The 12,935-nt window shown below is 63.7% G+C and carries 12 protein-coding genes; all 12 read left to right on the top strand.

Features of this window, described 5'->3' with window-relative positions; genetic code table 11:
• Positions 1-73 precede the first annotated feature (73 nt).
• The 12 genes from nuoG to HWX87_RS28345 all read left to right on the top strand — a co-directional run bounded on the left by nuoG (position 74) and on the right by HWX87_RS28345 (position 12,917).
• A complete protein-coding gene (gene nuoG, locus HWX87_RS28400) occupies positions 74-2,404 on the top strand; it encodes an NADH-quinone oxidoreductase subunit NuoG (protein ID WP_176050373.1) in 2,331 nt (776 codons plus the stop codon).
• Positions 2,405-3,472, top strand: coding sequence for an NADH-quinone oxidoreductase subunit NuoH (nuoH, locus tag HWX87_RS28395; RefSeq protein ID WP_034190807.1), 1,068 nt, complete (start codon positions 2,405-2,407; stop codon positions 3,470-3,472).
• Positions 3,473-3,482: 10 nt separating this feature from the next.
• Complete coding sequence (gene nuoI / locus HWX87_RS28390; protein WP_176050372.1) at positions 3,483-3,971, top strand: NADH-quinone oxidoreductase subunit NuoI; 489 nt, start codon at positions 3,483-3,485, stop codon at positions 3,969-3,971.
• Positions 3,972-4,083: 112 nt separating this feature from the next.
• The gene (locus tag HWX87_RS28385) at positions 4,084-4,734 is read left to right on the top strand and encodes an NADH-quinone oxidoreductase subunit J (RefSeq protein ID WP_059233606.1); all 651 of its coding nucleotides are present in this window, start codon (positions 4,084-4,086) and stop codon (positions 4,732-4,734) included.
• Between the two features lie 18 nt (positions 4,735-4,752).
• A complete protein-coding gene (gene nuoK / locus HWX87_RS28380; RefSeq protein WP_006478272.1) occupies positions 4,753-5,058 on the top strand; it encodes an NADH-quinone oxidoreductase subunit NuoK in 306 nt (101 codons plus the stop codon).
• A 17-nt stretch (positions 5,059-5,075) separates the two neighbouring features.
• On the top strand, positions 5,076-7,130 hold the full coding sequence (nuoL, locus tag HWX87_RS28375) for an NADH-quinone oxidoreductase subunit L (RefSeq protein WP_175999397.1): 2,055 nt from the start codon (positions 5,076-5,078) through the stop codon (positions 7,128-7,130).
• A 16-nt stretch (positions 7,131-7,146) separates the two neighbouring features.
• Positions 7,147-8,637, top strand: a complete 1,491-nt coding sequence (locus HWX87_RS28370; protein WP_069747468.1) for an NADH-quinone oxidoreductase subunit M — start codon at positions 7,147-7,149, stop codon at positions 8,635-8,637.
• A gap of 36 nt (positions 8,638-8,673) precedes the next feature.
• The gene (nuoN, locus tag HWX87_RS28365; RefSeq protein ID WP_176050481.1) at positions 8,674-10,128 is read left to right on the top strand and encodes an NADH-quinone oxidoreductase subunit NuoN; all 1,455 of its coding nucleotides are present in this window, start codon (positions 8,674-8,676) and stop codon (positions 10,126-10,128) included.
• Positions 10,128-10,424, top strand: a complete 297-nt coding sequence (locus tag HWX87_RS28360; RefSeq protein ID WP_047898602.1) for a DUF2818 family protein — start codon at positions 10,128-10,130, stop codon at positions 10,422-10,424. The genes nuoN and HWX87_RS28360 overlap by 1 nt, the downstream gene beginning before the upstream one ends.
• A 41-nt stretch (positions 10,425-10,465) precedes the next feature.
• Positions 10,466-11,056 carry an NUDIX hydrolase gene (locus HWX87_RS28355; protein ID WP_124453087.1) on the top strand — a complete coding sequence of 197 codons (591 nt, stop codon included), beginning with the start codon at positions 10,466-10,468 and terminating at the stop codon, positions 11,054-11,056.
• A gap of 136 nt (positions 11,057-11,192) precedes the next feature.
• Positions 11,193-11,615 carry a DUF1178 family protein gene (locus tag HWX87_RS28350; RefSeq protein WP_043188814.1) on the top strand — a complete coding sequence of 141 codons (423 nt, stop codon included), beginning with the start codon at positions 11,193-11,195 and terminating at the stop codon, positions 11,613-11,615.
• Between the two features lie 105 nt (positions 11,616-11,720).
• The gene (locus HWX87_RS28345) at positions 11,721-12,917 is read left to right on the top strand and encodes an acyl-CoA dehydrogenase family protein (RefSeq protein ID WP_176050371.1); all 1,197 of its coding nucleotides are present in this window, start codon (positions 11,721-11,723) and stop codon (positions 12,915-12,917) included.
• Positions 12,918-12,935 lie beyond the last annotated feature (18 nt).

Raw genomic sequence — 12,935 nt, 5'->3', positions numbered from 1 at the left:
GGTTGCGGAATTTGAGCGCACGGTCGGGCGAAGGCGCGAACGGGCGGAAATAGGTTAAGGACCATTCACCATCATGGTTGAACTTGAAATAGACGGCAAGAAGGTCGAGGTGCCCGAAGGCAGCATGGTGATCCAGGCTGCGCACAAGGCGGATACGTACATTCCTCACTTCTGCTATCACAAGAAACTGTCGGTCGCGGCCAACTGCCGGATGTGTCTCGTCGAAGTCGAGAAGATGCCGAAGGCCGTGCCTGCCTGCGCGACCCCCGTGTCGGCCGGCATGATCGTCCACACGCAATCCGACAAGGCCGTGAAGGCGCAGCAGTCGGTGATGGAATTCCTCCTCATCAATCACCCGCTCGATTGCCCGATCTGCGATCAGGGCGGCGAATGCCAGCTGCAGGATCTGGCGGTCGGCTACGGCAAGTCGTCGTCGCGCTACTCGGAAGAAAAGCGCGTGGTGTTCCACAAGAACGTGGGCCCGCTGATCTCGATGGAAGAAATGTCGCGCTGCATCCACTGCACGCGCTGCGTCCGCTTCGGCCAGGAAATCGCCGGCGTGATGGAGTTCGGCATGCTGGGCCGCGGCGAGCACTCGGAAATCACGACGTTCGTCGGCAAGACGGTCGATTCCGAAATGTCGGGCAACATGATCGACCTGTGCCCGGTCGGCGCGCTGACCAGCAAGCCGTTCCGCTACAGCGCCCGTACGTGGGAACTGTCGCGTCGCAAGTCGGTGAGCCCGCACGATTCCGTCGGCGCGAACCTCGTCGTGCAGGTGAAGAACAACCGCGTGATGCGCGTGCTGCCGTTCGAGAACGAAGCGATCAACGAATGCTGGATCTCGGACAAGGACCGCTTCTCGTATGAAGGCCTCAACAGCGAAGAGCGCCTGACGAAGCCGATGCTGAAGCAGGGCGGCCAGTGGATCGAAACCGACTGGCAGACCGCGCTCGAATACGTCGCGAAGGGCCTGAAGGGCATCGCCGCGGATCACGGCGCGAACGCGCTGGCGATGCTCGCGAGCGCGCACAGCACCGCTGAAGAACTGTTCCTCGTGAAGCAGCTCGCCAACGAACTGAAGACGCCGAACGTCGACTTCCGTCTGCGCCAGCAGGATTTCTCGGCGCCGGTCCAGGGCGCACCGTGGCTCGGCATGCCGATCGCCGACCTGTCGAACGTGGACGCCGCGTTCGTCGTCGGGTCGTTCCTGCGCCGCGACCACCCGCTGTTCGCCTCGCGCCTGCGTCAGGCCGCGAAGAACGGCGCGAAGCTGCATTTCCTGCACGCGACCGGTGACGACGCACTGATCCCGACCGCACAACGCATCGTGGCGGCACCGTCGGCATGGCTCGACGAACTGGCCGGCATCGCCGCGGCCGTCGCGCAACTGCGCGGCGTCGCGCTGCCGGACGCGCTGGCAGGCGTCACCGCATCGCCGGCCGCGCAGGCTGTCGCACAGTCGCTCGCGAACGGCGAACGCCGCGCGGTGCTGCTCGGCAACGTTGCGGTCCGCCATCCGGAATTCGCGAAGCTGCATGCCGTAGCCAAGTGGATCGCCGACAACACCGGCGCCACGTTCGGCTTCCTGACGGAAGCGGCGAACACGGTCGGCGCGCACGTCGTCGGCGCACTGCCGGGCGAAGGCGGCCTGAACGCACGCGAAGCGTTCGCACAGCCGCGCAAGGGCTACGTGCTGCTGAACGTCGAACCGGAATTCGACACCGCTGATCCGGCACAGGCACTGGCCGCGTTGAACCAGGCGGAAATGGTCGTCGTGATGTCGCCGTTCAAGCACGGCCTCGACTACGCCGACGTGCTGCTGCCGGTCGCACCGTTCACGGAAACGGCCGGCACGTACGTGAACGCCGAAGGCACCGTGCAGAGCTTCACCGGCGTCGTGCGCCCGCTCGGCGACACGCGTCCGGGCTGGAAGGTCCTGCGCGTGCTCGGCAGCCTGCTCGGCCTGCCGAACTTCGAATACGAGACCGCGGAGGAAGTGCGTCTCGCGGCGCTCGGCGACGCCGGCGTCGCAGGGCGCCTGTCGAACCAGACGTCGGTCGCGCCGGTGCGCGCCGCCGCGAACGCCGCGAATGGCGGTTTCGAGCGCCTGGCCGATGTGCCGATCTATCACGCCGACGCGCTCGTGCGCCGCGCAGGTGCGCTGCACCTGACGGTCGCTGCGAAGGCGGCGAATGCCGCAGCCCTGCCGGCCGCGCTGTTCGACAAGCTGGGCTTGAAGGAAGGCGACGCCGTGCGCGTGCGCCAGGGCGAGCGTGCGGTGCAGTTGCCGGCCATGCGCGACGCGAATCTTGCGGAGACGGTCGTTCGCGTGTCGGCGGCAACGCCTGCCGGCGCAGCGCTCGGCAGCCTGTCCGGTGAACTGGTGGTGGAGAAGGCGTAAATGAGCTTGTTCGATACGATCAACGCGGGCGGGGCCGAGCTTCTCGGCTTCGCATGGCCGACGGTGTGGGCAGTCGTGCGCATCCTCGTCGTCTCCGTCGTCATCCTGCTGTGCGTCGCGTACCTGATTCTGTGGGAACGCAAGCTGATCGGCTGGATGCACGTGCGTCTCGGCCCGAACCGCGTCGGCCCCGGCGGCCTGCTGCAGCCGATCGCCGACGTGCTGAAGCTGCTGCTGAAGGAAGTCATTCAGCCGAGCGCCGCTAGCCGCTGGCTGTACCTGATCGCGCCGGTCATGACCGTCGTGCCGGCGTTCGCCGTGTGGGCCGTGATCCCGTTCCAGGCGGAAGCCGTTCTCGCGAACGTGAACGCAGGCCTGCTGTACGCGATGGCGATTTCGTCGATCGGCGTGTACGCGGTGATTCTCGCGGGCTGGGCATCGAACTCGAAGTACGCGTTCCTCGGCGCGATGCGCGCCGCGGCACAGATGGTGTCGTACGAAATCTCGATGGGCTTCGCGCTGGTGCTGGTGCTGATGACGGCCGGCAGCCTGAACCTGTCGGAAATCGTCGGTTCGCAACAGCACGGCTTCTTCGCAGGCCACGGCGTGAACTTCCTGTCGTGGAACTGGCTGCCGCTGCTGCCGGCGTTCGTCGTGTACTTCATCTCGGGCATCGCCGAAACGAACCGCCACCCGTTCGACGTGGTGGAAGGGGAGTCGGAGATCGTCGCGGGTCACATGATCGATTACTCGGGCATGGCGTTCGCGCTGTTCTTCCTCGCCGAGTACATCAACATGATCGTGATCTCGGCGCTGGCTGCGACGCTGTTCCTCGGCGGCTGGGACGCACCGTTCGAATTCCTGTCGTTCATCCCGGGCATCTTCTGGCTGGTGCTGAAGGTCTTCGCACTGCTGTCGGTGTTCATCTGGGTCCGTGCGACGTTCCCGCGCTACCGTTACGACCAGATCATGCGTCTGGGCTGGAAGGTCTTCCTGCCCGTCACGGTGATCTGGGTGGTCGTGGTCGGCTGCTGGATGATGTCGCCGCTGAACATCTGGGTGAAGTAAGGACGAAATCATGACGGCTATCCAACACTTCTTTAAGACTTTCTTCCTGACCGAGCTGCTGAAGGGGCTCGCGCTGACCGGTCGTTACACGTTCAAGCGCAAGGTCACCGTGCAGTTCCCGGAAGAGAAGACCCCGATCTCGCCGCGTTTCCGCGGGCTGCATGCGCTGCGCCGCTACGAAAACGGCGAAGAGCGCTGCATCGCGTGCAAGCTGTGCGAGGCCGTGTGCCCCGCGATGGCGATCACGATCGAATCGGAAACGCGCGCGGACAACACGCGCCGCACGACGCGCTACGACATCGACCTGACGAAGTGCATCTTCTGCGGTTTCTGCGAAGAGAGCTGCCCGGTCGATTCGATCGTCGAGACGCAGATTCTCGAGTACCACGGCGAAAAGCGCGGCGACCTGTATTTCACGAAGGATATGTTGCTCGCAGTGGGCGATCGCTACGAGAAGGACATCGCCGCGGCGAAGGCCGCCGACGCGCCGTATCGTTGATTGTGTTTGCAGTGCCGGCCCGAAGCCAGGGCCGAGCCGCCGCGACGGGTGCGGCACGCGAGAGCGTCCCGCAAGCCGCGCCTGACTATGGCCTAACGATGAACCGGTAATCATGGAATTCACGACCGTACTGTTCTACATCTTCGCGCTGCTCCTGGTGGTATCAGGGCTGAAGGTGATCACTTCGCGCAACCCGGTGGCGTCTGCGCTTTTCCTTGTGCTGGCGTTCTTCAACGCCGCCGCGATCTGGATGCTGCTGGAAGCGGAATTCCTCGCGATCCTGCTGGTGCTGGTCTACGTGGGCGCCGTGATGGTGCTGTTCCTGTTCGTCGTGATGATGCTGGACATCAACATCGACTACCTGCGCCGCGACTTCAAGCGCTTCGTACCGATGGCGACCGTGGTCGGCGCGATCATCGTGATCGAGACCGCGCTGATCCTGTGGCGCGGCTACGGCGACACGCACACGGTGCACGCGATGGCGACGGGCGAAATGGCCAACTGGTCGAACACGCGCCTGATCGGCAAGGTCATCTACACCGACTACATCTTCGCGTTTGAAATCGCCGGCCTCGTGCTGCTGGTCGCGATCATTGCCGCAATCGGGCTGACCGAGCGCAAGGGCAAGGACAGCAAGCGCCAGCGCGTGTCGGATCAGGTCAAGGTGCAACGTAACGACCGCGTGCGCCTCGTGAAGATGGAAGCGGAAAAGCCGCAGCCGGAAGCGGCGCAGAGCGAAGCCGGTTCGGGCACCAACGGCTAAGCGGAGGAAAAGAAAATCATGCTGACTCTTGCTCACTACCTTGTGCTCGGCGCGATCCTGTTTGCGATCGCGATCGTCGGGATCTTCCTGAACCGCCGCAACGTCATCATCATCCTGATGTCGATCGAACTGATGCTGCTGGCGGTGAACACCAACTTCGTCGCGTTCTCGCATTACCTTGGCGATGTGCACGGCCAGATCTTCGTGTTCTTCGTGCTGACCGTCGCTGCAGCAGAAGCCGCGATCGGTCTCGCGATTCTGGTGACCCTGTTCCGTAAGCTCGACACGATCAATGTCGAGGATCTCGATCAGCTCAAAGGTTAATTTCAGGCAACGCTGTTATGTCAACGACACTCAATGAAAACCTGCTGCTGGCGATTCCGCTCGCTCCGCTGGCCGGCTCGCTGATTGCGGGGCTGTTCGGGAACGCAGTCGGGCGCAAGGGCGCACACCGGATCACGATCCTCGGCGTAATGATCGCGTTCCTCCTGTCGGCGAAAGTCTTCTTCGACGTGATGGGCGGCGCAAGCTTCAACGCGACCGTCTACGAATGGATGAACGTCGGTTCGCTGAAACTCGAGGTCGGCTTCCTCGTCGATTCGCTGACCGCGATGATGATGGTCGTCGTGACCTTCGTCTCGCTGATGGTGCACATCTACACGATCGGCTACATGGCGGAAGAAGACGGCTACCAGCGCTTCTTCTCGTACATCTCGCTGTTCACGTTCTCGATGCTGATGCTCGTGATGAGCAACAACTTCCTGCAGCTGTTCTTCGGCTGGGAAGCGGTGGGTCTGGTGTCGTACCTGCTGATCGGCTTCTACTTCACGCGTGAGAGCGCGATCTACGCGAACATGAAGGCGTTCCTCGTGAACCGAGTGGGCGACTTCGGCTTCCTGCTCGGTATCGGCCTGCTGCTCGCGTTCGCCGGCTCGATGAACTACGGCGAAGTGTTCGCGAAGCGCGCAGAGCTCGCGAGCCTGCACTTCCCGGGCACCGACTGGGGCCTGCTGACCGTTGCCTGTATCTGCCTGTTCATCGGCGCGATGGGCAAGTCGGCACAGTTCCCGCTGCACGTGTGGCTGCCGGACTCGATGGAAGGCCCGACCCCGATCTCGGCGCTGATTCACGCGGCGACGATGGTGACGGCCGGCATCTTCATGGTGTCGCGCATGTCGCCGCTGTTCGAGCTGTCGGACACCGCGCTGTCGTTCGTCACGGTGATCGGCGCGATCACGGCGCTCTTCATGGGCTTCCTCGGCATCATCCAGAACGACATCAAGCGGGTGGTCGCCTATTCGACGCTGTCGCAGCTCGGCTACATGACGGTCGCGCTCGGCGTGTCCGCGTACCCGGTCGCGTTGTTCCACCTGATGACGCACGCGTTCTTCAAGGCGCTGCTGTTCCTCGGCGCCGGCTCGGTCATCATGGGCATGCACCACGACCAGGACATCCGCAACATGGGCGGCCTGCGCAAGTACATGCCGATCACGTGGATCACGTCGCTCGTCGGCTCGCTCGCGCTGATCGGCACGCCGTTCTTCTCGGGCTTCTACTCGAAGGACTCGATCATCGACGCGGTGAAGCTGTCGCACCTGCCGGGTTCGGGCTTCGCGTACTTCGCGGTCGTCGCGAGCGTGTTCGTCACGGCGCTGTATTCGTTCCGCATGTACTTCCTGGTGTTCCACGGCGAAGAGCGCTTCCGCAAGCCGAAGCATCCGGAATCGCCGATGGGCATGGCGGCCGCGCACGGCCACGATGACCACGGCCATGGCCACGGTCATGACGACCACGCGCACGAGCCGCACGAGACCCCGTGGGTCGTGTGGGTGCCGCTGGTCCTGCTGGCGATCCCGTCGGTGATCATCGGTGCGATCGCGGTCGGCCCGATGCTGTTCGGCGACTTCTTCCAGCACGGCGTCGCATTCGACAAGGTGATCTTCATCGGCGAAAACCACCCGGCGCTGGCCGAGATGGCCGAGGAATTTCACGGCTGGGTGGGCATGGGCCTGCACTCGGTGTCGGGCCTGCCGGTCTGGCTCGCGCTCGCCGGTGTCGTCGTCGCCTGGTTCCTGTACCTGAAGCGTCCGGATCTGCCGGCCTCGATCCGCCGCGCGTTCGGCCCGATCTACACGCTGCTGGACAACAAGTACTACATGGACAAGATCAACGAAGTGGTGTTCGCCCGTGGTTCGGTGGCGATCGGCCGCGGCCTGTGGAAGGAAGGTGACGTCGTGGTGATCGACGGCCTCGTCAACGGCAGCGCCCGGTTCATCGGCTGGTTCGCCAGCGTGATCCGCTTCCTCCAATCCGGTTACATCTATCACTACGCGTTCGCCATGATCATCGGCATGCTGGGGCTCCTGACCCTGTTTGTAACGCTCGGCGGCAAATAAGGCGGGGGACAACTTAATGCACGCTTTTCCGATTCTCAGTACCGCGATCTGGCTGCCGATCGTTTTCGGCCTCCTCGTGCTTGCGGTGGGTAACGACAAAAATCCGGGGACGGCCCGCTGGGTCGCGCTGATCGGCTCGCTGCTCGGTCTCGCGGTCACGATCCCGCTGATCACGGGCTTCGATTCGAGCACGGCTGCGCTGCAGTTCGTCGAGAAGTCGACCTGGATCGAACGCTTCGACATCGCGTATCACCTCGGCGTCGACGGCATCTCGATGTGGTTCGTCGTGCTGACCGCGCTGATCACGGTGATCGTCGTGATCGCCGCGTGGGAAGTGATTACCGAGAACGTCGCGCAGTACCTCGCGGCCTTCCTGATCCTGTCCGGGATCATGATCGGCGTGTTCTCGTCGGCCGACGGCCTGCTGTTCTACGTGTTCTTCGAAGCGACCCTGATCCCGATGTACATCATCATCGGCGTGTGGGGTGGCCCGAACCGCGTGTATGCGGCGTTCAAGTTCTTCCTGTACACGCTGGCCGGCTCGCTGCTGATGCTGGTCGCACTGATTTACCTGTACACGGAAACGCACTCGTTCGACCTCGCGACGTGGCAGAACGCGAAGATCGCGATGACGCCGCAGATCCTGCTGTTCATCGCGTTCTTCCTCGCGTTCGCGGTGAAGGTGCCGATGTGGCCGGTGCACACGTGGTTGCCGGACGCGCACGTGGAAGCGCCGACGGGCGGCTCGGTCGTGCTGGCGGCGATCATGCTGAAGCTCGGCGCATACGGTTTCTTGCGCTTCTCGCTGCCGATCACGCCTGACGCGAGCCACTTCCTGGCACCGGTCGTGATCACGCTGTCGCTGATCGCGGTGATCTACATCGGCCTCGTCGCGATGGTGCAGGCCGACATGAAGAAGCTGGTCGCGTATTCGTCGATCGCGCACATGGGCTTCGTCACGCTCGGCTTCTTCATCTTCAACCAGCTCGGCGTCGAAGGCGCGATCATCCAGATGATCTCGCACGGCTTCGTGTCGGGCGCGATGTTCCTCTGCATCGGCGTGCTGTACGACCGCGTGCACTCGCGCCAGATCGCCGATTACGGTGGCGTCGTCAACGTGATGCCGAAGTTCGCGGCATTCGCGATGCTGTTCTCGATGGCCAACTGCGGCCTGCCGGGTACGTCGGGTTTCGTCGGCGAGTTCATGGTGATTCTCGCGGCCGTCCAGTACAACTTCTGGATCGCATTCGGCGCGGCATTCACGCTGATCCTCGGTGCTGCCTACACGCTGTGGATGTACAAGCGCGTGTACTTCGGCGCGGTGGCGAACGATCACGTCGCCAAGCTGAAGGACATCGGCCGTCGCGAATTCCTGATGCTGGCCGTGCTCGCCGCGTTCACGCTGCTGATGGGCCTGTACCCGAAGCCTTTCACGGACGTGATGCACGTTTCCGTGGAAAACCTCCTCTCCCACGTCGCGCAGTCGAAGCTGCCGCTGGCCCAGTAATCGCGAGCGGAGGAACTCTAGATCATGAACGCTCCTATGAATGTCCTGTTGCCTGACGCGCTGGTGATGGCCGCCATCGTCGTCGCATGGCTGAACGACACCTTTACCGGTGCTTCCGGCCGTCGCCTGACCTATCTGATCGCGGTTGTTTCGTCGGTCGTCGCCGGCGTGTGGTTCGCGGTGCAGGCACTCGACCCGCAGCAGTACTACTTCTTCTCGAAGATGGTCGTCGTCGACTCGTTCGCGAGCATGATGAAGGCTGTCGTGTCGTTCGGTTTCGCGGTTTCGCTCGTCTATTCGCGCAAGTACCTCGAAGATCGCGACATGTTCCGCGGCGACGTGTTCCTGCTCGGCATGTTCTCGCTGCTCGGCCAGCTGGTCATGGTGTCGGGCAACAACTTCCTGACGCTGTACCTCGGTCTCGAACTGATGTCGCTGTCGCTGTACGCAGTCATCGCGCTGCGCCGCGACGCCGCACAGTCGAGCGAAGCTGCGATGAAGTACTACGTGCTGGGCGCGCTTGCGTCGGGCTTCGTGCTGTACGGCATCTCGATGCTTTACGGCGCGACCGGCTCGCTCGAGCTGGGCGAGGTGTACAAGGCGGTCGGCGGCAATACCGACGCAGCCGTGCTGATGTTCGGCGTGGTCTTCATCGTCGCCGGTATCGCGTTCAAGCTCGGCGCCGTGCCGTTCCACATGTGGGTGCCGGACGTCTACCAGGGCGCACCGACCGCGATGACGCTGTTCGTCGGCGGCGGCCCGAAGGTTGCCGCATTCGCGTGGGGTCTGCGCTTCCTGGTGATGGGCCTGCTGCCGCTCGCACAGAACTGGCAGACCGCGCTCGTGATCCTCGCCGCGCTGTCGCTGATCGTCGGCAACATCACCGGTATCGTCCAGCGCAACATCAAGCGGATGCTCGCGTATTCGGCGATCTCGAACATGGGCTTCGTGCTGCTCGGTCTGCTCGCGGGCATCGTGAAGGGCGACGCAGCGGCACCGGCGAACGCCTACAGCTCGGCGATGTTCTACGCGATCGTCTACCTGATCACGACGCTCGGCTCGTTCGGCGTGGTGATGCTGCTCGCACGCCGCGATTTCGAAGCCGATACGATCGACGACTTCAAGGGCCTCAACAAGCGCAGCCCGGTGTTCGCGTTCGTGATGATGGTCATGATGTTCTCGCTGGCCGGCATTCCGCCGACCGTTGGTTTCTACGCGAAGCTGGCCGTGCTCGAGGCGACCGTCAACGCGGGCCTCACGTGGCTGGCCGTGCTGGCCGTGATCACGTCGCTGTTCGGCGCGTTCTTCTACCTGCGCATCGTGAAGCTGATGTACTTCGATGCACCGCAGGATTCGACGCCGATCTCGGGTGATTTCTGCAAGCGCACGATCCTCGTGCTGAACGGCCTGGCGGTCGTCGTGCTCGGCCTGATCCCGAGCCCGCTGCTGACGGCCTGCCTGCAGGCAATCCGTCACACGCTGCCGCTGTAATGTCGGCAGCCGGCTGGTTTATCGTGCTGTTGGCGCTCGTGTGCGCCAACCTGCCGTTCCTGAACCAACGCCTCTTCGCCGTCGTGCCGTTCGGCGCGGCGAAGAAGAGTGCGTGGGTGCGGATCGGCGAGCTGATCGTGCTGTATTTCATCGTCGGCGCGCTCGGCTTCTGGCTCGAGTCGCGCGCCGGCAACCGCTTCGAACAAGGCTGGCAGTTCTACGCGATCACGTTCAGTCTCTTCATCGTGTTCGCGTTCCCCGGCTTCACGTTCCAGTATCTCGTCAAACGACGCTGACGGCTTCGGCCGTCGCGTGCTCATTCCTCCGGAGCCCGCCGATGGCCGAACTACCCAATCACGACGCCGCACTGACCGAAACCTGCCTCGAGAGCGAGGCGATTTTCGAAGGCTCGTTCCTCAAGCTCAAGCGCGATACCGTCCGCCTGCCGGACGGCAAGAAGGCCACGCGCGAATACGTCCAGCATCCGGGCGCGGTGATGGTGATCCCGCTGTTCGACGACGGCCGCGTGCTGATGGAAAGCCAGTATCGCTACCCGATCGGCAAGGTGATGGCCGAATTCCCGGCCGGCAAGCTCGATCCGAACGAAGGCGCGCTCGCGTGCGCCGTGCGCGAACTGCGCGAGGAAACGGGTTATACGGCACGCGAATACGTGTTCCTGGCCCGCATTCACCCGATCATTTCCTATTCGACCGAATTCATCGACCTGTACCTTGCGCGCGGGCTGACGGCCGGCGAGCGCAAGCTCGACGAAGGCGAATTCCTCGAAACCTTTACGGCGACGCAAGCCGACCTGCAGGAATGGGTGCGCACCGGCCAGATCACCGATGTGAAGACGATCATCGGCACGATGTGGCTCGACAAGGTGCTGTCCGGCACCTGGCCGCTCGGGCCGGTCGTGACGCCCTGAGCGTGGCGTCAGCGGCGGGTGGGGCGCCGCGTTACAATCCGGTGACGCGGTGCGTTCGCGCCGCGCGATCGGGATTTAGCACGATCGTTCACAAAAGCGCTTTTTGCGCTACACTCGCCACACGCCCTGATTCAGCATGAAGGTCCTCGATTTACAGTGCCCGCACGGTCATCGGTTCGAAGGCTGGTTCGCTTCCGCCGATGAATTCGAAGCGCAGTTGTCCCGCAAGCTGGTCGAATGTCCGGTGTGCGGGACGACCGAGGTCAACCGTCTGCCGTCGGCGCCGCGCCTGAACCTGTCGGGTGCGACGCAGGCCCAGCCGGCCGATCCGCGTGCGCTGCAGGCGCAGGTGATGCGCGCACTGCGCGAGGTGCTGGAGAAGACCGAGAACGTGGGCGAGCGCTTCGCCGAGGAAGCGCGGCGCATTCATTACAACGAGGCGCCCGCACGCAGCATTCGTGGCGTCACGACGCCCGAAGACGCGCAATCCCTGGCTGAAGAAGGCATCGACGTGATGCCGCTGCCGATTCCCGCCGCGCTGAAAGAACCGCTGCAATGACGTACGCAGTGGGTCCTTTGCCGGGCCGGACGGCCGCGGCGAGCGTCTGCATGGGACCGGAGTAACCGCTAAAGCGCTAACTCCGGTCGACAGGAGACACTGCGCATGGATCTGGATTATTCCCCCGCCGACGACGCATTCCGCGTTGACGTCCGCGCCTGGCTCGAGGCCAACCTGCCTCACGCACTGCGCGCCAAAGTACTCGATCACAAACGACTCGAGCGCGAGGATTTCGCGAGCTGGCACCGGATTCTCGGCCAGCGCGGCTGGTCTGCGCCCGCCTGGCCCGTCGAATACGGCGGCCCGGGCTGGAACGCGACGCAGCGGCATATCTGGGACGAGGAGTGCGCGCGGATCGGTGCGCCGACCGTGCTGCCGTTTGGCGTATCGATGGTCGCGCCGGTGCTGATGAAGTACGGCAGCGAAGCACAGAAACGCCACTATCTGCCGCGCATACTCGACGGTTCCGACTGGTGGTGCCAGGGTTACTCGGAGCCCGGATCGGGATCCGACCTCGCCTCGTTGCGCACGCGCGCCGAGCGCCACGGCGACCACTATGTCGTCAACGGCCAGAAGACCTGGACGACGCTCGGCCAGTACGCCGACATGATGTTCTGCCTCGTGCGCACCGATCCGGCCGCGAAGAAGCAGGAGGGTATCTCGTTCCTGCTGATCGACATGAAGACGCCCGGCATCACGGTGCGACCCATCGTCATGCTCGACGAGGACCGGGAGGTCAACGAAGTGTTCTTCGAGGACGTGAAGGTGCCGGTCGAGAACCTCGTCGGCGACGAGAACCGCGGCTGGACTTATGCGAAATACCTGCTCGGCCATGAACGGACCGGCATCGCGCGCGTCGGTGCGTCGAAGCGCGAACTCGCATTCCTGAAGCGCGTGGCGTCGAACCAGCGCAAGAACGGCAAGCCGTTGCTCGCCGATCCGGTGTTCGCCGCGAAGGTCGCGGCGCTCGAAGTCGAGCTGATGGCGCTCGAGGTGACGGTGCTGCGCGTCGTCAGCCGCGAGACGAGCGGCAAGGGGCCCGGCCCCGAGGCATCGATGCTGAAGATCAAGGGCACCGAGGTGCAGCAGGCGCTCACCGAACTGATGGTCGACGCGATCGGCCCGCTCGCCGCGCCATTCGACGTGCCGTTCCTCGACGGCGAGCGCGAGCACAGCATCGCGGGCGACGACGATGCGGCGCCGCTCGCCGCGTACTACTTCAATTACCGGAAGACATCGATCTACGGCGGTTCGAACGAGATCCAGAAGAACATCATCGCGCAGATGATTCTGGGGCTGTGATCAGGGAACGGAGACAAC

Origin of the sequence: Burkholderia sp. BCC1644 (assembly GCF_902833225.1) — a bacterium.
GTDB lineage: Bacteria > Pseudomonadota > Gammaproteobacteria > Burkholderiales > Burkholderiaceae > Burkholderia.
The sequence above is the reverse complement of the archived record's forward strand: the minus strand, read 5'-3'. Positions and strand labels throughout refer to the sequence as shown.